Here is a 23067-nt window from a genome sequence, read left to right as displayed (position 1 = left end):
GGTTCGATTGTCACATGACCGCTTCGGCCCGTTTCTTCAGCGCGCGGATCATGCCGGGAAACACGAACCAGTGGAAGGGCAGCACCGCATACCAGTAGAGCAATCCCAACAGGCCATGGGGCTCGAAGAAGGCGGTCTGTTCCAGGCGGGTGCCCGTTCCCTCAGGCCGAATGATGAATTGCAGCCAGGCGTGGCCATCCACCTTCATCTCCGACCGCAACCGCAGCAGGTGATCGGGCTCCAGGGCCTCCACCCGCCAGAAATCCACGGGATCGCCCACGCGCAGTTCCCGTGGATGCCTGCGACCGCGGCGCATGCCTGTGCCGCGCAGGGCGCGATCCATCCAGCCGCGCATCTGCCACAGCCAGTTGCCGGCGGGCCAGCCGTTTTCTCCGCCGAGGGCGCAGCACACCTGGAAGACCGCCTCGGGGCGAGCCTTCACATGCCGGGAATGCCGTGCCAGCAGCATCCCTTCATGGGAACCCAGCGAACTGCCCTCGGGTTCGCCCGCGAGGCTGGAGGCCCAGGTGGTCTCCACGGCATCCTCATCCAGTCGCTGCAAGGCCAGGGCCAAGGATTCGCGGTAGGTCAGGGGCCGCACCGAGAACACGTCCAGCGCGCGCGGATCCCGCACCACCACCTCGGTGCTGGCGCCTTCCACCAGGGGCCCCGCCAGCGCCAGGGGAATGGGCGTCATCAGATCCACCCAGAGCACCGACAGGATGGGCAGAGGAACATTCATGGGCAGGATCGTGCGGCGGAGCCCTCTTGTCTCCGCGTAGGCCAGCATCATCTCCCGGTAGCTGAGCACGTCTCCGCCGCCGATCTCAAAGATGCCTTCCACCTGCGGGTGGCTGAGGGCCTCGCGAAGGTAGGCCAGCACATCGCGCACGCCGATGGGCTGGCAGCGGGTGTTCACCCAGCGGGGCGTGATCATCACAGGCAGCCGTTCGGTCAGGTGGCGGATCATCTCGAAGCTGGCGCTGCCACTGCCCACGATCACAGCAGCCCGGAACTCCAGCACCGGCACGCCCGTGGAACCCAGCGCGGCACCCACCTCCTGGCGGCTGGCGAGGTGATCGCTGCGATGGCGGGTGGGATCGCCCAGACCGCCCAGGTAGATGATCCGACGTACGTCGGCCTTCGCACAGGCTTCCGCGAAGGCCAGCGCCTGCCGCAGGTCCCGGCCCCGGAAATCGGGGCGGTCCTCACCCATGGCATGCACCAGATAGTAGGCCTGGGCCACGCCCGCCAAAGCAGCTTCCAGAGAGGCTGAATCGGACACATCGCCCTTCACCATCTGCACGCCCGGCCAAGATCGGCCCGCCAGGCGCTCGGGATTGCGAGACAAGCAGCGGACCCGGTGCCCGGCTTCAAGCAACTTCGGCACCAGGCGCCCGCCGATGTAGCCCGTGGCGCCCGTCACCAGAATGAGCGGCTTGCCGGGGTCCATAAGCGTGGCCCCCTGGGGTTTCGCGGGGTTCATGCCGGCAGCAGGTCGGCGAAGACAAAGCCATCCCGTTCCACCACCTCACCTCTTCGGATGGCCACCGGATGCTGGAACATGGGCCCGCCCCAGGCGAAGGTATGGAATTCGCCCCGTTCGCCGCAGGGATCCACCCCCTCGGGCAGCTCGGCCAACAAGCCCGCATCGAAATCCCGTCCGGCGAACTCCGCGGCCAGCACGCGGGGATCCACGCAGGCCAAGGTGGCCCGGAGCCCGGCCCCGACCATCTCCCGGGCCAGGCCCGCAGTATCCGGATTCCAGATGGGAAAGAGGGGCCGCAGGCCAGTTCCCGCCAGCTTCTGGATGCGGTAGTCCCGCACATCCTCCAGGAAGAGATCGCCGAAGGCCATGGCCTCGATGCCCTGGGCCTGGGCTTCCGCGCACACGGCGGCCATGCGGGCCTCGTAGGCCTCGTTGGAGCAGGGCCAAGGCAACGGCACCTTCCAGAGCGGCAGACCAGCGGCCTCGGCCTGGGCCTCCAGCAGTGCCTCCCGCACACCATGCATGGCCACCCGCTCGAAGGCCTCGTTGGTGGTGGTGAGCAGGCCCACCACGTCCACCTCTCTTGCCTGCCGAAGGATGTGCAGCGCCCAGGCGGCGTCTTTGCCGCTGGACCAACTCAGCAGGGCCTTGGGTCTCGTCATGGGAACTCCCGCCTCAAAGTATGGGCCCTCGCAAATCCTGACGAATTTGGTAAACTTTAACGGGAGACCGCCATGCCCAAGGTCATCAACATCGAACCCACGCCGAACCCCGATGCACTCAAGTTCCTGGTGCATCCGGCCATCCTCAAGGCGGGTTCCCGCTCTTTCAAGGATTTCGGGGCCGCCGTGGGTGATCCGCTGGGCTCCTGCCTCTTCGGCCTGGGCAAGGTCACCTCCGTGTTCTACATGGACCGCTTCGTCACCGTGAACAAGGAACCGTCCGCGGAATGGAGCGATCTCATCGATCCCATCTGCGAAGCCATCGAGGATCTGAAGCTGCCCGAAAACGACCTGGGCGACTCCGCCCCGCTCACCCCCGGCGGCGACGCGGACGCCACCCTGGCGCGCATCAACCAGCTGCTGGATTCCCGCATCCGGCCTGGCTTGGCGGGGGATGGCGGCGGCCTGGAGGTCATCTCCTTCGACGGCCAGACCCTTCAGATCAGCTACCACGGGGCCTGCGGCTCCTGCCCCTCCTCCACCAGCGGCACCCTGCGCTACATCGAGGGCCTGCTCCAAGAGGAAATCAGTCCCAGCCTCCGCGTGGTCAGCTGGTAATCGGCACGTCCGAGGCCTGGTCCAACACGCAACCGGGCACCTCGGTGCGGCCGCAGGCCGTGCCGAGTGGAAATCAGTCCCAGCCTCCGCGTGGTCAGCTGGTAGGTAAGATGAAGAGCCAACCTGACAGCTGGTAAGGCTTGCAACCAGCGAAAACGGCGCCACTCTAGGAGCAGTCACTGGAGAGCCGTGAAGTGGTGGTCAAACCCCTGAAGCGTCGTGCTGGCACATCCGGCCACCTCTCAGCCCTGTCCAACCTGCTCCAGGACAGTCGCAGTGATGCGGCACGGCTCTTTGAGCACGGCCTTGAGATGCTGGTGCAGACCCTCCATATCGATCAGGCGCTGCTCACGCGGGTCACGCACCTCGGCCATGAAGTGCTTTGGTGGGCCTCCGCGCCGGACGCCCCCTTGACGGGCATTTTTGAAACGCCGGAGAAGGGCTTCTGCCCTTTTGTCATCGCCCATCCGGAGCGGCCCCTCACCATCAAAGATTCGGCTCACGAACCCCGTTGGCGAAAATCCGCGGGCCATCTTGAACTGGGCATCCGCTCCTACGCCGGCGTGGCTTTGATGGTGGGTGACCAGGTGCATGGGACCCTGTGCGTTCAGCACCACGCACCCCGCGTCTTCACCCGGGCGGAGCTGGCCCTGCTGAAAACCCTCGGCCACCTGGTGGAGCGGACGCTGGAGACCGAGAACATCAAACAGGAGCTGCAAGCGGCCATGGATGCGCTGGAACTCAGCAGCGCGGTGGTCGAGGACAGCGCCCTGGTGAGTGCTCGCTCTGGCCTACCCAACCGCCGCTACCTCGACATTTGGCTGCGAGCCTCGCTCTTCATGGCCCGGCGGCGGCGCGAACCCATGGCCCTGGCCCTTTGGTCACAGCCCATGGTGCCCGGCACCAAAGGCAAGCTGGCCGCCGCGGCTGCCCATTTGCGGGGCGAGGATCTGCTGGTCGAGCTGTCCACGGATCAGTATCTGCTGCTGCTGCCCCACACCGGCGACACCGGCGCTGATGTGCTGCTGGACCGCCTGCGGCAGAGCCTCGGCCACCATCCCACGGGCGCGGCCCTTTGGCTTCCGGACGGCAAAGACATGACCATGAAGTCCGCTTTGAGCCGCGTCGCCAAAGCCTTTACGGACGCCAATCGAGACAGCTCACCCCGCGTGTGGAACCACGGCTGAAGGGTGTCCGGACACCTCATCACTGGCCCGCATCCCAGGTCCATGGGATGATGGAAGGCTCTGGTACCGCCGGTCAAGCCCGGCTTTTTGGAGGTGGATGTTGGACACTCCGACCCTGGTGAAGGCGGCCCTGAACGCGCTGGATGGCCATGAAGGCCCCAGTCACGAGGATCTCTCGCACTGGTATGAGCTGATGCACCTCGGGCGCATCCTGGACGACAAGGCTCCGAACTACCTCAAGCAGGCCATCGGCTGGTCCTACCACGCACCTTGCGCGGGCCACGACGGCATCCAGCTCGCTGCAGGACTCACCTTCCGCGCGGGCCAGGATTTCCTTTTCCCCTACTACCGCGACCTGCTGACCTGCCTCGCCGGGGGCATCACCGCCGAGGAGATCCTCCTCAACGGCATCTCCAAGGCCACGGATGTCGCGGGCGGCGGCCGCCACATGAGCAACCACTTTGGGAAGCCCTCCATCGGCATCCAGAACGTGTCGAGCCTCACCGGCAATCACACGCAGCACGCCGTGGGCCTGGCCCGTGCCGTGAAATACTATGGCCGCGACGCCATCGTGTTCAGCAGCCAGGGTGAATCCTCCCTTTCCGAGGGCTACTGTTTCGAGAGCATCAACGGCGCGGATCGGGAAAAGCTGCCCGTGGTTTTCATCATCCAGGACAACGGCTACGGCATCTCCGTTCCCAAGAAGGATCAGAGCGCCAACGAGCACATCTGTGACAATTTCAGCGGCTTCCCCAACCTGAAGATCATCAAATGCGACGGCCTGGATTTCCCCGATTCCATGCGCGCCATGCAGGAAGCCGTCAGTTATGTGCGAACCGGCGCCGGACCGGCCATGGTCTACGCCACCTGCGTGCGCATCGGCAGCCACTCCAACTCCGACCGCCACGAGCTCTACCGCGATGACGCCGAACGCGCCGAGGCCAAGGCCAAGGATCCCCTGCCGAAGTTCCGGGCCTACTGCCTGGCGCAGGGCCTCAGCGAGGATGAGCTGAAGGCCATCGAAACCGAGAACCAGGCCCACTACCTGGCCGCCCACGACAAGGCCATGGCGGCGCCGAACCCTGATCCCGCCAGCATCCAGACCTTTGTCATCCCCGAGGGCTGGGTGTCCGCGCAGTACCCCGACGGCACTCACCAGGCCACCGGCGAGACCCTCAGCGTCATCGCCGCCCTGAACCAGACGCTCAAGGAGGAATTCCGGCACAACCCCGACACCTTCATCTGGGGCCAGGACATGGCCAACAAGGACAAGGGCGGGATCTTCAACGTGTCGAAGGGCATGCAGCAGGAGTTCGGCGAAAAGCGCGTGTTCAATGGCCCCATCGCCGAGGATTTCATCGTCGGCACCGCCAACGGCTTCTCGCGCCTGGATGACAAGATCCGCGTGGTGGTGGAAGGTGCCGAGTTCGCCGACTACATCTGGCCGGCCGCCGAGCAGATCGTGGAGACCAGTCACGACTACTGGCGCAGCAACGGCCAGTTCTCACCCAACATCACCATCCGCATCGCCTCCGGTGGCTACATCGGCGGCGGCCTGTACCACTCGCAGAATGTCGAGGGCTGGCTCACCACCCTGCCCGGCATCCGCGTGGTGGTGCCCGCCTTCGCCGACGATGCGGCGGGTCTGCTGCGCACTGCCATGCGCAGCCGTGGCACCACCCTCTACCTCGAGCCGAAGTTCCTCTACAACGCGAAGATGGCCCATGCGGTCATCCCGCCGGACTTCGCGGTGCCCTTCGGCAAGGCCCGCGTCCGCCGCGAAGGCACCGACCTCACCATCCTGGCCTACGGCACGCCGGTGCACTTCGCCCTGGAGGCCGCCGCCAAGCTGGAGAAGGAAGGCAAATCCGCCGAGGTGATCGACCTGCGCTGCCTCAGCCCCCTGGATACGGACGCCATCGTCAAGTCTGTCAAGAAGACCCACCGGGTGCTCATCGCCCATGAAGACAAGGTCTTCGGCGGCTTCGGCGGCGAGCTGGCGGCCATCGCCGCCTCCGAGTGCTTCCCCTGGCTGGATGCGCCCGTGGAGCGCGTGGGCTCCGAGTTCACGCCCGTGGGCTTCAACCGCATCCTCGAACGCGCCACCCTGCCCAACGCCGATAAAGTGCTGGCGGCGGCCAAGAAGGTGCTCGAGTTCTAAACGATTGAAAAGCTGGATCCACAGATTTCACCGATTCACACAGATTCCCGTTTCTGATCTGTGAAATCTGTGGAATCTGTGGATGATTCAGTTCTCTTTTCCTGAACAGGAGTCGCCCATGCAATTCGGTCACTGGGATGTGCAGATCGTCAGCGGTGGCACCTTCCGGCTGGATGGCGGCGCCATGTTCGGCTCGGTGCCGAAGGTGGTGTGGAACAAGGTCTACCCCGCCGATGAGGACAACCAGATCCCCATGGCCACCAACTGCCTGTTGATCCGTGGCGAGGTGGACTGCAAACGCCACGTCATCCTGGTCGACAACGGCAACGGCGACAAGGAGAGTGACGACTTCATGGCCCGCTTCAAGTTCGAGGGCCGGGGCGTGCTGGATGCCAGCCTCGCCAGGCATGGCGTGAAACCCGCCGACATCACCCTCTGCATCCTCACCCACCTGCACTTCGATCATGCGGGCGGCAGCACCCGCTTCGATGCGGAGGGGCGGGTGGTCCCCAGCTTTCCCAACGCCCGCTACCTGGTGCAAGCTCGGGATCTGGCCGATGCCAAGGCCCCACACCTGCGGGTCAAGGCCAGCTACCTGCCGCCGACCTGGGAGCCTCTGGAGGCTGCGGGCCTCCTGGACACCGTGGCGGGCGCGGCGGAGGTTCTGCCCGGCATCTCCGTGCGGCCTGCCCCGGGGCACATTGAAGGTCTGCAGAACGTGGTCGTGGAGGGTGGCGGCCGTCGCCTCGTCTACCTGGCCGACCTCATTCCCACCGCGCGCCACATCCAGCCCGCCTGGTGCATGGGCTATGACCTGGACGTGGTCACCTGCGTGAACGAGCGCCAGAAACTGCTGGATGAAGTCACGGGCAGCGGCACCATCTGCATCTTCGAGCACGATCCCGACATTCCCGCGGGCACCGTCAGCCGCGACGCCAAAGGGAAGTACCTGGTGACCCCAGTCCAAGTCTGAAGCGAAGAAGCCGGGGCCGAAGGTTCCTACACCGAAGGGTCTGGCCAAGGATCGATCAAAGGTCTGGCTCGTCATTTGCCTCGAAACCATCTGCATTCCAGCGGCATCCAAGGCCCAACGCCGGAGCCCCCATGCAGAACTGGATACCCATCCTGCTATTGACCTGCCTGCTGGCCTGCGGATCGGGAAGCAAGCAAAGCACACCCGCCCCAACACCGCCTCCGGTGACACCTCCCACGGGAGGGTCCTTCCACGTGGCTGCGCTGGTGACGGGGCTCGCCCAGCCGACGGCCCTGGCCCTGGTGCCCGATGGCCGCATCTTCATCTGCGAACAGGGTGGTGCGCTCCGCGTGATCAAGGGGGGCGCCTTGCTCGCCACACCCTTCGTCACCGTGCCCACCAGCATCGCCGGAGAACGCGGACTGCTCGGCGTCTCCGTGGATCCCCAATTCGTGCAGAACGGCTACGTCTACGTCTATTACACAGCCGCCACCCCGACCACCCACAACCGCCTCAGCCGCTTCGTGGCCGCGGGGGACGTGGCCCAGGCAGGCAGTGAAACCATCCTCCTCGAACTGGATGACCTGAGCTCAGCCAACAACCACAACGGCGGCGCACTCCATTTCGGGCCCGACGGAAAGCTCTACGTGGGCGTAGGCGAGAATGCCAACGGCGCCAACGCCCAGAGCTTCAACAACCTCCTGGGCAAGCTGCTCCGCCTCAACCCCGATGGCAGTGTTCCCGCCGACAATCCCTTCCTGAGCCAGACCACGGGCAAGAACCGGCTCATCTGGGCCATGGGCCTGCGCAACCCCTACACCTTCGCCTTCCAGCCCGGCACCGGGCGCCTGTTCATCAACGATGTGGGCCAGAACACCTGGGAGGAGGTTAACGTCGGCCGCGCCGGCGCCAACTACGGCTGGCCCGGAACGGAAGGGCTCACCACGGATCCCGCCTACGCGTCGCCCCTCTATGCCTACCCCCACAGCGGCGGCACGGTGAATGGGTGCTCCATCGTGGGTGCGGACTTCTACGATCCCACCACCCCCGCCTTCCCGGCCGCCTTTCTCCACCAGTATCTGTTCATGGACTACTGCGGGGGCTGGCTCCGCACCATGGATCCCAGCACGGGAACCGTCAGCGACTGGCTCACCGGGTTCTCCAGCCCGGTGGATCTGCGCGTGGCTTCGGATGGCTCGGTCCTGGTGCTCTGCCGGGGGGGCGGGGGCGCCCTGCAGCGGGTGACCTACACCAACCCTTGATCGGCCGATTCTACCTAGTACCTCATTTGCCTTAAATCCACTACAGTCATGCCATGACTCAACAGCCCAAGGGCCCCATGGAAGGCCGGATGGAGGAACCCCTCCATCCTTCCGAAGGGTCCAAGCGGTTGGTGGTCGCCATTGATGATGACCCGATCATTCTGCGCGCCGTCGAGCACACCCTCGAAGCCGACGGCTTCATCTGCCGCACCGCGCGCGATGGGACAAACGGCCTTCAACTCATCCGCGACCTCCGGCCGGACTTGGTGCTGCTCGACGTGGTACTGGTCGGCGAAGATGGCTTCGGCATCTGCAGTGAAATCCGGAAGACCTGGTCCAAGGAAGACCTGCCCGTGGTGATGCTCACCAGCATGGAGGATCTGGCTTCCATCCAGAGGGCCTACCAGGTGGGCGCCAGCGATTTCCTCACCAAGCCCCTGCATTGGAAGCATCTGCCCTATCGGCTGAGACACGTCCTGCGTGCCAACGAAGCCTTTGCTGCCCTGCAGGAGCGCACCCGAACCCTGAACTCCCTCTTTGCGGCCCATCCCGATCCCATCTTCACGCTCACGGCGAAGGGTGTGGTCACCCTGGTTCATTCCGGCATCCAGGGTGAGAGCAACACGAGCCGACCGCCGCTGGGCCAGATCGACGAATTGCTGCCAGACCATCTGGCCGTCTTGGCGATGCAGCATTGCCAGGAGGCCCTGGCGAATCCCGCGGAGATGCGCTGCCTGGAATTTGCAGATCCCTTCCAGGAGGAGCCCAGGTTCTGGGAGGGCCGCTTCATCGCCTGCGCCGAGGACAAAGTGCTGGTGATGCTCCGCGACATCACCGAGCGGAAAGTCTTCGAGCAGCGCATCCGGCACATGGCCTATCACGACGCCCTCACGGGCCTGTGGAACCGCTACGCCCTGAGCTCCACCCTGGAGCGGCTCTTCATCGACCTCGCCCGCAGCGAGACGTCGCCCTATCCCAAGGCAGCCGCCCTGCTCTACCTCGACCTGGATAATTTCAAGCGGATCAACGACACCCTTGGCCATGCCCTGGGCGACGATCTGCTCAAGGAAGTGGCCGCCCGGATCTCCGGCGTCCTGCGCCCCTCAGACTTGCTGGCCCGCGCCGACAACAGCGATGGCGAATCCGTGGCCCGCATCGGGGGCGACGAATTCTGCCTGATCCTCAGCCAGATCACCACTCCCACGGATGCCGCCCGGGTGGCCACCCGCATCCTCGACGTGCTGCGCCAGCCCATCTCGCTGGAAGGCCATCAGCTGGTGGTGACGCCCAGCATCGGCATCGCCCTCATGCCCCAGGATGGCCGGGACGCCGACACCGTCCTCAAGAACGCGGACCGCGCCATGTATGCCGCCAAAGAGGCGGGCCGGAACCGTTTCCAGTTCTTCGATCCCTCCATGAGCTCTCGCCTGCAGGAGCGTTTCCGACTGGAGGAGGGCATGCGCCACGGTCTGGCCCATGGCGCCTTCCACGTGCACTTCCAGCCCCAGATCGACGCACGCTCTGGCGAGATTCTCGGCATGGAGGCCCTGCTCCGTTGGGATGACCCGGAGATGGGCTCCATCGCCCCAGCCAAATTCATCCCCGTGGCGGAAGAAACGGGCCTGATCGTGGAGCTGGGCGAATACGTCTTCCGGGAAGCGCTGCGCTTCACCCGGAGCCTCCAAGAGGAAGGGCTGCCGCCCATCCGCGTGGCGGTGAACCTGAGCAGCGTCCAGATGCTGGATCCCCAGCTCATGGAGCGTCTCGAACTGTGCATCGCCTTCAGCGGCGCCGATCCCCGCTGCCTCGAAGTGGAGGTCACGGAGAGCGTCCTCCTGGAAAGCTCCGACCGGGCCATCGCCACCCTGCAACGCATGAAGGAACTGGGCATCACCCTCGCGCTGGACGATTTCGGAACAGGCTACAGCTCCCTCAGCTACCTGCACCAGTACCCCTTCGACATCCTCAAGATCGATCAATCCTTCGTGCAGTCGCTCACCAACGCCTCCCAGAGCCGCAGCCTCGCCACCGCCATCATCGCCATGGGCCAGAGCCTCGGCATGGAACTCATCGCCGAGGGCGTGGAGCACGCCGATCAGGCCAAGTTCCTGCTGGACCGCGGCTGCCACCGCGCCCAGGGTTTCCTCTACGGACACCCCATGAGCCCCGGAGATTTCCGCACCTTCTACTGGAACCGCATGGGCAAGAGAGATCCGGAGCAGGAGTAGGAACCTCGTCCCGGAGCCAACTTGTTAGACTGGAACCTTCAGTCCAGGAGTCCCATGGCCTTCACACCCGGTTCCAGGCGCGGCGCCATGGCCGACATCAACATGACACCGCTCATCGACGTGATGCTGGTGCTGTTGATCATCTTCATGATCGCGGCCCCCATGATGACCACCGGCGTGGAAGTGAAGCTGCCCGAAAGCCGGACCGGCCGGAACCTGGAGAGCGAGGCCCTCACGGTGTCCATCACCTTTGACGGCCGGCTTCAGTTCGGCCAGAGCTTCCTGGCCCTGCCCGTCCTCGCCAACCAGCTGAAGGCCAAGGCCCAGGCCGATGGCAAGCGGCCCGTGCTGGTACGGGCCGATCACAACGTTCCCTACGGCCGCGTGATCCAGGTGGTGGATGCCATCCGCGAAGCGGGCTTCACCCAGGTGGGCTTCGTCACCGCCGCCGCGCCCGCCGCGCCGCCTTCCGAAACGAAATGAGCCAGGATCTTCAAGCCTTCCTCCGCAGCCGCTCCCATCTGGGTGAGCTGCGCTGGGGCCCGGGATTGGCCCTGAGCCTGGGCCTGCACCTGGCCCTGGGCGCAGCGTTCTTCTGGCCACGGGGCAGCGGGACGGACAAGGCCGAGGATGTGAAAGTCACCTGGGTGAACCTCCCCGCGGCTCAGGCCGGAGCCTCCGGCGGGTCCGAGGCCATGGAAGTCGGCAAGTCCGGTGAGCGCCTTCGCCGCGTGGAGGAGGTTGCCCCGGTGCGGGACACTTCGCCCTCGGCCACGGCCCCAGATCCCTTCGCCCTCAAGACCACCAAGGCCGCCGCCAAGGGCGACAACAAGGATGCCGCCAGCCAGGGCACCGGCACCACCGCCGCCAAGGGCAAGACCGCGGCAACCAACCCCGTGGCCGGGGCCGTGGGCACGGGCAATGGCGCCGCCTTCGGCGCAGGCAGCGGCATTCCGGGCCTCAATCCCACCTCCGGCGTTCAGGGCGGACTGGGCCTCGTGGGAGGCGTGGATGGCGACTTCCCCTTCACCTGGTACCTGCAGCAGGTGCAGGCCCGCATCACCAGCAACTGGAACCGGGTGTCGAGCACCCAGGGCCGGGTGCAGATTTACTTCCGCATCGCCAAGGACGGCGGCCTCGACCGGGTGCGCGTGGAGATCCCCAGCGGCAACGCCGCCATGGATGAAAGCGCCCGCATGGCCGTGCTGCGCTCCGCCCCCCTGCAACGCCTTCCGGAAGGTTTCGAAGGACAATACCTGGGCGTGCGCTTCTGGTTCACCTACCTGGGAAACTGACGGCCCGGGCCCCCAGTCAAGATCCCCGGCCAAGATCTTGATAGACTCCGACCATGCCCGTCCCCTTTGTCCTGGCCCCTCTGCTTTGCCTCGCCCAGGCTCCCGCACCGTGCGCCATGACCCTGGAGCCTCGGGAAGTGCGCCCCGGTGAATCCGTCCTGCTGACCTGGGACTGCCCCCAGGTGCCCCAGGTGCGTTTGGAGCCTGGCGGCATGGTGCTGCCGGGCCATTTCCAGGTGACCTTGAGGCCCGCCTACACCACCACCTACCGCGTGTTCGATGCGCGGCCGGGCGGCCTGGAACTGGGCCACGCGGAAGTGCGCATCACGCCAGGGCTGGCCCTGGGTGATCCCGCCCGCATCTGCGCGTTCGACGCCAGCGCCAAGGCCGTGCTGCCTGGCGATCCGGTGGTGCTGCGTTGGGAATGTGCGGGGAGCGCGAAGGTGCGTCTGGAGCCCGGTGGCCTGGAGCTGGACGGCAAGAGCGAGGTCACGGTCACGCCCCTGGAGAGCACCCGCTACACCATCACCGCCAATAACGCTGCCGGCGGACAGAGCCGGACGGTGGAAGTCGCCGTGCTGGGCCGCGTGGCCCCTGCCGCACCTCCAGCCACGGGGATCGCCGCAGGTATTGCATCGGTCTGCACCTTCGAGGCCAGCCGCACCCTTGTGAAGCCCGGCGAACAGGTGGATCTGAAATGGATCTGCCAGGGCGACGCCAAGGTGCGCCTGGAGCCCGGCGGCCTTGAACTGGATGGCCGCTCCAGCATCGCTGTGGTACCCGACAAGACCACCGTCTATACCCTGAGCGTGAGCAACCTCATGGGCGGCTCCTCGCGCAGCGTGGAAGTGCGCGTGGAAGAGCCCCGCCGCGTACTCACCGAGAAGGACCTGGAGAACCCCGAGGAGGCCGCCAAGCCCCTGGACCAGATGGATCTGGCCGAGGCGTTCCACTGGGGCGAAACCCGGCGGAGCGCCGCCCCTCATGGGTCCTGGACCATTCGGATGGTCGTGTCGGGGCGCACCGAAGGGCTGAAACAGGTGGCCCGCATCGCCGGGCCGAAGGTTCAGGAAATCCTCATCCTGCCCTATTTCCGGCGCGACGGCCTCCGCATCTGGCAGGCCTGCTATGGCACCTTTGGCAGCCGCACTGAGGCGCTCAACGCCTGGTTCAAAGCCCCGAAGACCCTGCGTCAGGCCTTCGGGGATGCTCTGCCCCAGCCGCTTCCCAAGAGCGCCGCGGCGACTTCACCTAGCCCCGAGTGACCTCAAGGGTGAAAGGCTCGCCCACCATGTTGGCGTCCTGCGTGTCCACGATGAAGTAGACGGTACGGGCCTCTGGATTCGGGTTCTTGTAGGTGGCCTGCGGCTCGCCAAGGTAGATGCGGTTCTGCAGGAGCCCGGGCTCGTCCCGGCCCCACTCATTCACACCCAGCACCCGAAACCAGGCCTTGCGACCTTCGACCACATGGGCCTTCACGGATCCACCGGCCGGCACTTCGATGGCATAGGCTCGCCACCCACTCATGTCGGGAATCTTGTCCTTCACGCGGACATTGCCCGCGGGAAGCTGCAGGGCCGGAATGGAGGGCCCGCTCCGCGCACCCCGCCGGAGGGCGCCGGTGATGCCGTGCTCAGCGCCCATGTCACGAGCCTTGGGCACCATGGGCCCCCGCGGTGCGGCGGGCAGGTCCTTGGCCTCGACGTCGGGGATGGGGGCATCCGGGGTCTGCAGAGCCACCAGGGGGATCATCAAGAACAGTGGGTTCATAGACACCTCCACCCCATGAGATGCGCCGAGGCGGACATCCGGTTGAATGGCGTCAGAGTTTTTTTAGGAGGTCTTCCGCCACCCGGCCGGCGGCGCCCGGATCGCCCAAGTGACCGCGCACCTCAGCCAGCTCCGCCCGGACCTTGCAGGCCACATCCGGGTCCAGCAGCCGACGAAGCTCTTGCCCAAGCCGTTCGGCCGAAACGTCATCCTGCAGCAGTTCGCGGGCCACCTCGCGGCCAGCCACCACATTGGCGAGGCCGAAGTGGGGAACCTTCACGATGCGGCGGGCCAGCTGGTAGGTGAGGGCGTTAAGGCGGTAGACGATGGCGAAGGGCGTGCCCAGCAGCGCCGTCTCCAGGGTGGCCGTTCCCGAGGCCACGAGCGCAGCGTTCGCATGGGCCCGTGCGGCGTAAGTGCGATCCTGCACCAGCAGGATGGGGGCATCGCCCAGATACGCCCGCACAAAGGCTGGGTCCAGCGTGGGGGCCACGGGCAGCACCCACTGCACCTCAGGCTGCTCCTGCCGCCAGCGCCGGGCCAGGTCGGCCATGGGCGGCAGCAACCGCTGGATCTCCCCTTTGCGGCTGCCCGGCAGCAGAGCCACCAGCGGCCGAAGGGGATCCAGGCCCGTCTCCGCAAAGAAAGCGGCGCGGTCACATTCAGGTTTCACCACCTCCACCAGGGGATGCCCCACGAACTGCGCGTCCACGGGATAGCCCCGGAACAACTCCGGCTCGAAATCGAACAGGCAGTAGAGGGTGTCCAGGGTGCGGCCCAAATCCGGGATGCGGCCTTTCTTCCAGGCCCACACCTGCGGGCAGACGTATTGGTGCAGCTTCACCGAGGGCATCTGCTTGCGCAGGGCCTTGGCCAGCCGCAAGTTGAATCCCGGATAGTCGATGAGCAGGGCGCCTGCGATGGCCTCTTCATGCGACGCCGCCAGAATCTGCTTGAAGAGCCGGTTCAGCCGCGGCAGATGCTTGATGACCTCGATGAACCCCACCACCGCGAGATCCTTCACATCCGCCAGCTTGCGATCCAGGTAGGGCGTCATGCGGGGGCCGCCGACGCCGATGATGCGCAGGTCCGGCCGTCGCCGTTTCAGCTCACGCAGCAACTCGGCGCCATGCAAATCTCCCGAATCCTCGCCCGCGATCACCAGAAGGGTTTGGGTCCGGCTCATGCCCGCCCCTGCCGTCGGTCCAACAAGGGGTCCTCGGACTGGAGGTGTCGGCCGAATACCACGCTGTCATCAGGCACCACGGGACGGCCCAGGGCCGTGGTGGGCATCTCCGCCGGGAAGAGCACCGTTGGGTGGGTGGCTTCCAGTAGGGCCGCCTTGGCTCGGAAATCCTGGGGGTGCTCCGCCTCGATCGCCATGTCCCAGCGATACCCCAGGGCCTGCAAGGACCGCAGATCGGATCCAGGTTCGCACTGGCCGCACCAGAGCCGGTCTGCCAGCGGCTCAGCATCACGGATGCCGGGATGCCAGCAAAAACCCACGGCATCGCCATGGGCCTGACGAAGGAGGTCCAGCACCGCCGCCTCGGCACCGCCTTCGAGCCGCAGCGCCAGCTTGACGCCCCTTCCCGAGGTGGCCTCCAGAAGGGTTTCCAGGGCCCTGAGAAGGCGGAACCCCGCTTCGCGGTTTTCAGGCTTTTGGACGGGGAGCACAAGGAAATCCGGGCCCAGGCCATGACGCAGAACCTCCAGCGCCTCTTCAACGGGAGCGAGACCGGGGAGGATCACCGCATGGATCTCCAACCCTTTGCGGGCGGCGGGGGCCCAACCATCGTGGAGGGAGCCATCCCAGCGGAGCATGAGGGGCGCCAGGGACTGCCACGGAACAGGATCGAAACAGGATGGAATCAGGGGCACGAACCGCATGGGTTTATCATGGAGCATCGGAGGCACCATGGGCCGCATTTTCACCCTGGATGAAGCGAGGGCCCTCATGCCCCAGGTGAAGGCCACCACGGAACCCGTCTACACCCTGGCAGCCAGCCTGGCGGAGGAATTGAGTCAGGCCGAAGAAGCCAACGACGATGACCGCGCCGAGGCTCTCCGGGAGCGCCTGCAGGTCCTGGTGCAAAGCTGGCAGCAGAGCATGCAGGATCTCGAGGCCGAAGTGAAGGGCCTCTGGCTGGTGGATTTCGATTCCGGTGATGGCTACTGGTGCTGGGCCTACCCCGAGGGCGAACTGGGGCACTGGCACAGTTACGAAGGCGGCTTCGGCTCTCGCGTGCCGGCCCATCAACGCCCGGGCGTGCAGGCCTAAATGCCCCGGGCAAAGGCACAGCCGTCCGACGAATCTCCTGAAAAGGATTTCCGCGCCCTCGTGCTGGCCGTGGTGCGACGGATTCCGAAGGGCAAGCTGGCCTCCTATGGCCAAGTGGCGGCCCTGGCGGGATTCCCGCGGCGGCCCCGCCAGGTGGGCATGGTGCTGTCGGGCCTGCCGGAGGGCACCAAGCTGCCCTGGCACCGGGTGGTCAACACCCGCGGCTACGTGCCCAGCCGTGGGCGCTGGTGGGGCGCTTTCGAACAGATCGGACGACTGCGTGACGAGGGCATCGACGTGGATGACCTGGGCAACCTTGATTTGGAGGCCCACCGCTGGAACCCCCGATAGGACCCGGATCGGCAATCCACCGTCGTGCCGCCTCAGGCTTCGGCCAGGGGGTCCAACTTCAGAACCACCATGCTTCCCAGACGAATCGAGGAGAGCAGGAAGGGCCGTTCCGAGGGCTCTGAGGTCCCTGCGCGGGAAAGGGTGACTGGCACCTCGAAGAAGGGCGCCCCTGTATCGCGGGTGATCTCCACGCAGCGCCGAATGGTGCAGCCCGAACAATGGATCTGTCGGCCGCAGCCCTCCTTCAACTGGGCGTACGGACAGAGAAGCACCGCTCCCAGCTTCAGGCCGGAAAGCTCCCCATCTCCCGCGCCAAGCATCTGAAGCGCGGATTGGTTGGCGAAGGTGGTGGTGATGTCCTGATTGACCAGCAGCACCGGCGTGTCCATCTCGTTGAGGTAGTGGTCCATCTGGATGGGGATTTCCTGGAACAGCTTCCGTGCACAGGCCTGGCAGATGCCGTGCGTGACTCCCCCGAAGGACTCGGGATCCTCCTCAAGATAGATGTTCGTCTTGCACCAGGAACACACGTGGGTCATGGGGTGCTCCCGGCTCAACAGGCCATGGGTTTGGCTTCGAGCCGGGCGATCACGCTGAAGATTTCTTTGAGCGAGAACGGCTTATGGATGAAACCCTGCAAGGCGTTCATCCCACTCCGGATCTCGCTTAGATCGGGGTCTGCCCCCGACATCACCACGATGCGCGAAAGCGGGAACTCACCTTCGATCTCCTGGATGGCCTCGAGCCCGGTCATCAGCGGCATGTCGATATCCATGAAGACCAGGCCGAGCGAAAGCCCGTGGCGCCTCACCATCTCCACCGCCTCGATCCCGTTGGAGGCTTCCAGGGAGGGGTGGCCGATCAGCCCCAGGTATTCAACCATGCACTGGCGGAGCATCTGATCGTCCTCGACGACCAGAATCGTGGCGGCGTGTGTTTCTCTTTGGCCCATGCATTCCTCCCGTGTTGGGGTGTGCGGCTGCAGCTGACAAGCCATCCGGATTCTCACTGTCGCGCTCCCGACCGCCTCAGCCGCAACCTCCGCAAGGCCGGGCGGCTCCACCGCCCAGGACACCCGGATCGAAGACTCCTGGCCGGCCTCCTCACGGGGCAGGGATGCGGCCAGGGCCTCTTCGATGGAGGCCAATCCCTTGCGGTCCAGAGCGCAGGTCCAGTCAATGGAGATGCCGTGCTCCGGAACGGCCGTGGGCCCTTCCCCCCTCGTTTCCCAAGCGGGTTCCGGCGACACCAGGTTCACACGCAGGCAGGGATTCGAGCGCAGGAGGCCCAGGTTCGCCGAAAAGCAATCCAGGGTGGATTCGAGCACGCGGTGCAGGTTCGGATCTCTCTGCGGAATGAGTGGCAGAAAAGGCGCGGGTTCAAACTGAATGGGCCGCGTGGCGAAGTCAGCTGCATTGCGGATGTGGATCAGTTCCGCAACCGCCTCATTCACATGCACCCACGCCACCTGCCGTCCCCTGGAGCCGCGTTTCCCGCCCTTCGGGGCCCTCGGCCGCTGGCCCAACCCAGCTGGGAAAGGCGAAACATTGAGGGTCACTCCTCCCTTGGATCGGGTTTCAAAGTCGCTGGATGGATAAACCTCATTTTTTGGATCATTGACCGCGGCAGGCCATTCCATAAACAGGTCAATAATCGATACACCTAGGGCCTTGCAGATGGCCTCTAGCGTGTCAACACGGGGAGAAACAGCAGCCATCTCAATACGATAGATGGTGGCCCGGTTCACCCCCGCAAGCAATGACAGCTTATCAAGCGAAATTCGCTGTTGCTGGCGTATCGATCTTAATTTTTCGTGAAACATAAGTGCTCAAATGTATTCCGGATTTTCAGGCTTTTCAAGCGTTGCAAATATGTCTATAAATAATGAAAATATTAATGTTTTAACAATATTTTCACCCGATCAAACTTACACTTTCTTACACACTCGATTGATAAATTACGCACATCGGTTGAAAATGAAACGGTTAGAACTGATCTTGTAATTTATTGAAGTCACTGTTTCCGATAAGTGGAAAATGAGATCAGTTCTTCAGACCTGAATCTGCAGCCTGCTCTCCAGGCCAGGAAGGGACGTTTTCCCTGGGCGCATGGAGGTGTGGGCACGCCCCCACCTCCCCACTCCGGGTACACTGGTTCGCGGAGGGCCCCATGAAGGTGCGTGTGTCGGTGCAGTTGAAGCCCGGGATCCTGGATCCCCAGGGTAAGGCGGTGGAACATGGCCTCCACGATTTCGGATTTGCCGTGGACCACGTCCGCATCGGGCGCCTCATTGAGATGGACGTACCGGGCACCGATCCGGCCGAAGTGAAGGCCAAGGCCCTGGCCATGTGCGAGAAGCTGCTGGTCAATCCCGTGATGGAGAAGGCCTCCATCGAGGTGGTGTGATGCGGGTGGCTGTGCCGGTCTTCCCCGGCTCCAACTGCGACCATGACGCCCTGCATGCCTGCGGCACGGTGATGGGCTGGGAGGCGATTCCCGTCTGGCATCAGGAAGCGCGGCTGCCTGAGAACACCGAACTGGTCGTCGTGCCCGGCGGTTTCAGCTACGGCGACTACCTGCGCTGCGGCGCCATCGCGGCCCTGGCGCCCATCATGGCCGACGTGAAGCGCCATGCCGAAAATGGCGGCCTGGTGCTGGGGGTCTGCAATGGCTTCCAGATCCTCTGCGAAGCCCAGCTGCTGCCCGGCGCCCTGCTGCGCAATGAATCCCTGCGCTTCATCCACAAGGACGTGCATCTGCGCGTCGAGCGGGCCGACCTGCCCTTCACCCGCGCCATGAAACCCGGCGCCGTGTTTCAGGTGCCCATCGCCCATGCCGAGGGCAATTTCACCATTGACCCGGCTGACTTGGCCGATCTGGAAGCCCGGGGCGGCGTCGCCTTCCGCTACTGTTCACCGGCGGGCGAACTCGGCGAAGCCCATGTGCCCAACGGCGCCATGAACGGCATCGCGGGCATCGTGAATATCCGGGGCAACGTGCTGGGGATGATGCCCCACCCCGAGCGGGCCGTGGACCCCAAACTGGGCCCCACGGGCGGTCTGGGCGTATTTCAGAGTCTTGCCGAAACCTTCGCCACGGTCTGACCAGTATCACAAAGAAACGAGGGTGTGAAAATTTCATGCCCTGGGGATGATTTTTCCTGCCATTCTTCCGGAACGCCTCGGTAGGCATCTCTGTTTCTTCCTGAGCCATGAGCGATTCTGAAACCAAAAACCTCCTAACCTACACCAGCGGACCGCTCCGCTTAGCCGTGCTGAAGCGCGACCCCGTCCCCAGCAAACTGCTGCCTGCCCGGGACGCCTGGACGCTGCTGCAGCCCACCCACGCCGTTCGCGTGTGCACGGGCGAAGACCGCGAAGAGGGCGTCATCCGCTCCGGCGATCTGGCCCTGTTGCTGCCGGGCTTCGGCCACACCCTGAAGCGGCATCACGCCAACACGCCCTTCGGGTTCACCGCGCTGTTCATGGAAGGCCCATTCCCGGAGCCGCTGCTCTCCTCGCTGCAGCACCCGCCCCGCAAGTGGCAGGAATCCAGCTTCGCCGTGCTGCGCAGCCTCAGCCTCAAGCAGCTCTTCAGCATCTTCAGCCAGGAGCTGGCGAACCCTGATGGTGTGCAGCTCATGACCCGTGAGCTGTTCCTCATCCTGCTGGGCGCGGAGCTGTCCCGCCTCACCGAGAAGGAAGACCGCGGTCGCTTCCCCTACCGCCTGAACCGCTCCACCCTGCAGCTGGTGCTGGATCACATGGAAGTGCACCTGGGCGCCAAGAACAGCGTGCCCGAGCTGGCCACCATGGCCCGCTGTACGCCCGACCACTTCATCCGCCTCTTCCGCGAGGCCACCAGCACCACGCCCCACCAGTACCTCATCGAGCGGCGCCTGCAGCGCGCCGTCACGCTGCTGGCCAACGGTGAGCGGCCCAGCGATGTGGCGAAGATCCTCGGCTTCTACGATGCGAGCGCCTTCACCCGCGCCTTCAAGCGCCGCTTCGGCGTGCCCCCCAGCGAGTACGCGCAGGAAGCCTACGACCGGCAGTTCCCCAAGAAATCCTGACGGACGCACCGCATGAAAAAGCAAAAGCCCGGCTGAGCCGGGCTTTTGCTTTAAGGTTCGGAGATCTTACTCGGCCACCTTCTTCGTCACTTCCTTGGCCTTGGTGGCGCCCTTGTCGGTGCCCTTCTTGGTCTTCCCCTTGGCCTTGTCCGAACCGGCCTTGGCAGAACCCTCGCCCTTGGCGGTGGCAGCCTTCACCTTCTCCCCAGCCACGGGGACACCACCCGCCTTGGCATCGATCTTGGTTTTGGCCTCAGAGGCCTTCTGGTCGGCCTTGGCCTTGCCTTGGTCGGCCTTGGCATCAGCCTTAGCCTTGCCAGCATCCACCGCGGCGTCGGCCTTGGCCTTCAGTTCCTCCTTGGTGGGGATCTGGGCGGAAAGCGCCAGGGAAGCGCTGATCAGGAGCGGAACGAACAGCTTCATGGAATCCTCCGGAAGGGTGGGATGGTGGCGGTCAGGGCTTGCAGACTTTGCAGGCCTTGTAGCCAGCCTTGTCGGCCTCGGCCGCCGAGGCGAAAGACGTCTTGTTGGCGTCCTTGATCTTGGCCGCGGCCTTGCAGTCGGCGCGGTGGTAGATCTTGGAATCCTTGTTGGCCAGGATGGCGCCGGTGGCCTTGGCCGGTGCCGGGGCAGGCTTGGCGGCCTGAGCTGGAGCGGGCTTGGCCGCGGGAGCGGGCGTGGGCTTGGCCTGGGCCATGGCCTGGACGGATGAGGCTGCCAACAGCAGGGAAAGCAGGGCTCGGTTCATGAATTCTCCTGTGGGGAATGGCCAGGGTGAGAGGTCAGCCTGGTCCTGTCAACGGGAGGCCGTGGTGGCGAACCTTGGGCCCCGGCGGGCGTGTGTGGCCTGCTCAAAGGCATGGGCCAACTTCAGCAACAGGCCCTCCTGCCAGGGCCCCGCAACGAAGGAAAGGCCCACGGGCAGACCAAAGGCAAAACCCGCGGGCACGGTGATGTGGGGACATCCGCCCACGGCCGCTGGCGTGGAAAAACTGAACCCAGAGCTGTCGCCGTTCACGTGGTCGATGAGCCAGGCCGGCGTCCCCGTGGGCCCTACGAGGGCCTGGAGGTTCTCCTTGGCCAGCAGCTGGACGATGTCTCGGCGGGCCTGGGCACAGGTATCCAAGGCCTTGAGGTAGGCGGGATCCGATAGCGGTCCCTTGGCCTGGGCCTGCTTCAACAGCTCCTGGCCGAAGAAGGGCAGTTCCTCCTGCGCCCGGGCCTCGTTGAAGGCCATGAGGCTATCCATGTCCTTCACGGCGCCGCCCCGTCCAGCCAGGTAGGCGTTGAGATCCGCCTTGAACTCGTAGAGCAGCACCTCGAATTCTGCCTCCTCGTAGGCACTGGCTTTCAGCTCCACCTCCACCAGCGTGGCGCCCTGCGCCTTCAGCGAATCCAAGGCTGGCTGGATGACCGCATCCACATGGGCATGGACACCCAGGAGGTTCTTCACCACGCCGAGGCGGGCACCCTTGAGGCCATCCTTCGTGAGAAAGCGGGTGTAGTCCGACTCCCGCCGCGCAGCGGCCTCAAGGGTGGCGGCATCCTTGGCATCGCTGCCCGCCAAGGCCCCCAGCAGAAGTGCAGCATCACGCACCGTGCGGGTCATGGGCCCGGCCGTATCCTGCGTGTGCGAGATGGGGATGATGCCGCTGCGGCTCAGCAGGCCCAGCGTGGGTTTCAGGCCCACCAGGCCGTTGGCACTGGCCGGACTCACGATGGAGCCATCCGTCTCTGTGCCCACAGCCACGGCGCAAAAACTGGCAGCGGCGGCAGCACCTGAGCCCGAGCTGGATCCGCTGGGGCTCCGGTCCAGGGCGTAGGGGTTCCGCGTCTGCCCGCCCCGGCCGCTCCAGCCGCTGCTGCTGCGGGTGGAGCGCAGGTTGGCCCACTCGCTGAGGTTGGTCTTGCCCAGGATGACCGCGCCTGCCTCCCGCAGCCTTTTCACGATGAACGCATCCTCCTTCGGCGCGGGGGCATCCACCAGAGCCAGGGAGCCTGCCGTGGTTTTCATCCGGTCAGCGGTATCGATGTTGTCCTTGATGAGCACGGGAATGCCATGCAGCGGCCCCCTCACCTTGCCCGCCTTCCGTTCTGCATCCAGCGCGCGGGCGATGGCTGCCGCCTCTGGATTCAATTCGATCACGGCGTTCACCTTCGGCCCAGCTTGATCAAAGGCCCGGATCCGGGCCCGGTAACGACGTACCAATTCTGCTGATGTCCACTGCCCGGCGGCCATGCCGGCTTGGAGCTGCGCCACCGTGGCTTCTTCCAGCACCAGGCCCGAGGCCATTGGCAGCGCCTTGCCATCCCCACCCAGGAGCGCCATGGCCCCCGTGGCCAATCCTGCGCCCAGAAAGGCTCGGCGATCGAGCGTCAGGAAGGCGTCTTGGTTCGGCATCGAGGGCCCCGGGGATTTGGAAGGATCATACCAATGACGGACCATCCGCCGATGCCCAGAGCCTGTTCGCCGATCCAAGCGCGCCAGCGGCGGTGGCGGCGCGGATCCTTGGTCAGGAGGCTTCCATGGCCGCGTTCCTGCTCTGGCTCATCCTGCTGGTGATCTGCTGGCCCCTGGCCATCCTGTTCCTCATCCTCTATCCGTTGATCTGGCTCCTGCTCCTGCCGTTCCGCATCCTCGGTTTCGCCGTGGAGGGCGCTTTCGGGTTGGTACGCGGGCTTTTCCTGCTGCCCAGCCGATTGCTCCGTTAAACGGGC

The 23067-nt window shown here is 65.1% G+C and carries 25 protein-coding genes; 15 read left to right on the top strand and 10 right to left on the bottom strand.

Annotation, left to right across the window (positions count from 1 at the left end):
- Nucleotides 1-10: 10 nt before the first annotated feature.
- Together Q9293_RS05600 and Q9293_RS05595 are read right to left on the bottom strand one after the other, a co-directional pair.
- Entirely contained in the window at nt 11-1486 is a 1476-nt protein-coding gene (locus tag Q9293_RS05600; RefSeq protein WP_306250878.1) for an SDR family oxidoreductase, read from the bottom strand.
- Nucleotides 1483-2151 carry a hypothetical protein gene (locus Q9293_RS05595; protein ID WP_306250876.1) on the bottom strand — a complete coding sequence of 223 codons (669 nt, stop codon included), beginning with the start codon at nt 2149-2151 and terminating at the stop codon, nt 1483-1485. The genes Q9293_RS05600 and Q9293_RS05595 overlap by 4 nt, the downstream gene beginning before the upstream one ends.
- 72 nt (nt 2152-2223) lie before the next feature.
- On the opposite strand from Q9293_RS05595, the gene Q9293_RS05590 reads away from it, so the two are divergent.
- The 9 genes from Q9293_RS05590 (at nt 2224) to Q9293_RS05550 (ending at nt 13140) form a co-directional block, all read left to right on the top strand.
- A complete protein-coding gene (locus tag Q9293_RS05590) occupies nt 2224-2769 on the top strand; it encodes a NifU family protein (protein WP_306250874.1) in 546 nt (181 codons plus the stop codon).
- Between the two features lie 194 nt (nt 2770-2963).
- Nucleotides 2964-3956 carry a GAF domain-containing protein gene (locus tag Q9293_RS05585; RefSeq protein ID WP_306250872.1) on the top strand — a complete coding sequence of 331 codons (993 nt, stop codon included), beginning with the start codon at nt 2964-2966 and terminating at the stop codon, nt 3954-3956.
- Between the two features lie 193 nt (nt 3957-4149).
- Nucleotides 4150-6117 (top strand): thiamine pyrophosphate-dependent enzyme, encoded by a 1968-nt coding sequence (locus tag Q9293_RS05580; protein WP_372342198.1) that lies wholly within the window; start codon nt 4150-4152, stop codon nt 6115-6117.
- Nucleotides 6118-6235: 118 nt separating this feature from the next.
- On the top strand, nt 6236-7090 hold the full coding sequence (locus Q9293_RS05575; RefSeq protein ID WP_306250868.1) for an MBL fold metallo-hydrolase: 855 nt from the start codon (nt 6236-6238) through the stop codon (nt 7088-7090).
- Nucleotides 7091-7221: 131 nt separating this feature from the next.
- Nucleotides 7222-8352 (top strand): sorbosone dehydrogenase family protein, encoded by a 1131-nt coding sequence (locus Q9293_RS05570; protein ID WP_306250866.1) that lies wholly within the window; start codon nt 7222-7224, stop codon nt 8350-8352.
- A gap of 89 nt (nt 8353-8441) precedes the next feature.
- The gene (locus tag Q9293_RS05565; RefSeq protein ID WP_306250864.1) at nt 8442-10580 is read left to right on the top strand and encodes a bifunctional diguanylate cyclase/phosphodiesterase; all 2139 of its coding nucleotides are present in this window, start codon (nt 8442-8444) and stop codon (nt 10578-10580) included.
- Between the two features lie 54 nt (nt 10581-10634).
- On the top strand, nt 10635-11063 hold the full coding sequence (locus tag Q9293_RS05560; RefSeq protein ID WP_306250862.1) for a biopolymer transporter ExbD: 429 nt from the start codon (nt 10635-10637) through the stop codon (nt 11061-11063).
- Complete coding sequence (locus Q9293_RS05555; RefSeq protein ID WP_306250860.1) at nt 11060-11875, top strand: cell envelope integrity protein TolA; 816 nt, start codon at nt 11060-11062, stop codon at nt 11873-11875. The genes Q9293_RS05560 and Q9293_RS05555 overlap by 4 nt, the downstream gene beginning before the upstream one ends.
- A 53-nt stretch (nt 11876-11928) precedes the next feature.
- Nucleotides 11929-13140 carry a hypothetical protein gene (locus Q9293_RS05550; RefSeq protein ID WP_306250858.1) on the top strand — a complete coding sequence of 404 codons (1212 nt, stop codon included), beginning with the start codon at nt 11929-11931 and terminating at the stop codon, nt 13138-13140.
- Here the strand turns inward: Q9293_RS05550 and Q9293_RS05545 are convergent.
- The 3 genes from Q9293_RS05545 to Q9293_RS05535 are packed head-to-tail and all read right to left on the bottom strand — an operon-like array spanning nt 13127 to nt 15535.
- Nucleotides 13127-13645 (bottom strand): hypothetical protein, encoded by a 519-nt coding sequence (locus Q9293_RS05545; RefSeq protein ID WP_306250856.1) that lies wholly within the window; start codon nt 13643-13645, stop codon nt 13127-13129. The two genes, Q9293_RS05550 and Q9293_RS05545, sit on opposite strands and share 14 nt — an antisense overlap.
- 52 nt (nt 13646-13697) lie before the next feature.
- The gene (lpxB, locus tag Q9293_RS05540) at nt 13698-14831 is read right to left on the bottom strand and encodes a lipid-A-disaccharide synthase (protein WP_306250853.1); all 1134 of its coding nucleotides are present in this window, start codon (nt 14829-14831) and stop codon (nt 13698-13700) included.
- Nucleotides 14828-15535, bottom strand: coding sequence for a hypothetical protein (locus Q9293_RS05535; RefSeq protein WP_306250852.1), 708 nt, complete (start codon nt 15533-15535; stop codon nt 14828-14830). Before Q9293_RS05535 ends, lpxB begins: the two co-directional genes overlap by 4 nt.
- Before the next feature lie 28 nt (nt 15536-15563).
- On the opposite strand from Q9293_RS05535, the gene Q9293_RS05530 reads away from it, so the two are divergent.
- Nucleotides 15564-15926, top strand: coding sequence for a DUF2203 domain-containing protein (locus tag Q9293_RS05530; RefSeq protein WP_306250850.1), 363 nt, complete (start codon nt 15564-15566; stop codon nt 15924-15926).
- Complete coding sequence (locus Q9293_RS05525; RefSeq protein ID WP_306250847.1) at nt 15927-16277, top strand: MGMT family protein; 351 nt, start codon at nt 15927-15929, stop codon at nt 16275-16277. It abuts the gene before it with no gap.
- Between the two features lie 32 nt (nt 16278-16309).
- Here Q9293_RS05525 and Q9293_RS05520 read toward each other — a convergent pair whose 3' ends face one another.
- Nucleotides 16310-16816 carry a hypothetical protein gene (locus tag Q9293_RS05520; RefSeq protein ID WP_306250845.1) on the bottom strand — a complete coding sequence of 169 codons (507 nt, stop codon included), beginning with the start codon at nt 16814-16816 and terminating at the stop codon, nt 16310-16312.
- 14 nt (nt 16817-16830) lie between these two features.
- Nucleotides 16831-18099, bottom strand: coding sequence for a response regulator (locus Q9293_RS05515; RefSeq protein ID WP_306250843.1), 1269 nt, complete (start codon nt 18097-18099; stop codon nt 16831-16833).
- Nucleotides 18100-18446: 347 nt separating this feature from the next.
- Between Q9293_RS05515 and purS the strand changes: the two genes are divergently transcribed.
- The 3 genes from purS to Q9293_RS05500 all read left to right on the top strand — a co-directional run bounded on the left by purS (nt 18447) and on the right by Q9293_RS05500 (nt 20349).
- Entirely contained in the window at nt 18447-18683 is a 237-nt protein-coding gene (gene purS / locus Q9293_RS05510; RefSeq protein ID WP_306250841.1) for a phosphoribosylformylglycinamidine synthase subunit PurS, read from the top strand.
- Entirely contained in the window at nt 18683-19381 is a 699-nt protein-coding gene (purQ, locus tag Q9293_RS05505; protein WP_306250839.1) for a phosphoribosylformylglycinamidine synthase subunit PurQ, read from the top strand. The genes purS and purQ overlap by 1 nt, the downstream gene beginning before the upstream one ends.
- A 107-nt stretch (nt 19382-19488) precedes the next feature.
- Nucleotides 19489-20349 carry an AraC family transcriptional regulator gene (locus tag Q9293_RS05500; protein ID WP_306250837.1) on the top strand — a complete coding sequence of 287 codons (861 nt, stop codon included), beginning with the start codon at nt 19489-19491 and terminating at the stop codon, nt 20347-20349.
- Between the two features lie 66 nt (nt 20350-20415).
- Here the strand turns inward: Q9293_RS05500 and Q9293_RS05495 are convergent, their stop codons facing one another.
- From Q9293_RS05495 to Q9293_RS05485, 3 genes are read right to left on the bottom strand one after another with little or no spacing between them, the layout of a single operon-like run.
- The gene (locus Q9293_RS05495) at nt 20416-20772 is read right to left on the bottom strand and encodes a hypothetical protein (protein ID WP_306250835.1); all 357 of its coding nucleotides are present in this window, start codon (nt 20770-20772) and stop codon (nt 20416-20418) included.
- A 31-nt stretch (nt 20773-20803) separates the two neighbouring features.
- Nucleotides 20804-21097 (bottom strand): Ada metal-binding domain-containing protein, encoded by a 294-nt coding sequence (locus tag Q9293_RS05490; protein ID WP_306250833.1) that lies wholly within the window; start codon nt 21095-21097, stop codon nt 20804-20806.
- A 48-nt stretch (nt 21098-21145) separates the two neighbouring features.
- Nucleotides 21146-22750 carry an amidase gene (locus Q9293_RS05485; protein WP_306250831.1) on the bottom strand — a complete coding sequence of 535 codons (1605 nt, stop codon included), beginning with the start codon at nt 22748-22750 and terminating at the stop codon, nt 21146-21148.
- A gap of 125 nt (nt 22751-22875) precedes the next feature.
- Between Q9293_RS05485 and Q9293_RS05480 the strand changes: the two genes are divergently transcribed.
- Nucleotides 22876-23061: a hypothetical protein gene (locus Q9293_RS05480; RefSeq protein WP_306250830.1), complete on the top strand. Its 186-nt coding sequence runs from the start codon at nt 22876-22878 to the stop codon at nt 23059-23061.
- Nucleotides 23062-23067: the final 6 nt, after the last annotated feature.

Origin of the sequence: Geothrix sp. PMB-07, from assembly GCF_030758935.1 — a bacterium.
Classification (GTDB): domain Bacteria; phylum Acidobacteriota; class Holophagae; order Holophagales; family Holophagaceae; genus Geothrix.
Note: the sequence above shows the minus strand (reverse complement) of the source record. Positions and strands in the feature narration are given on the sequence as shown.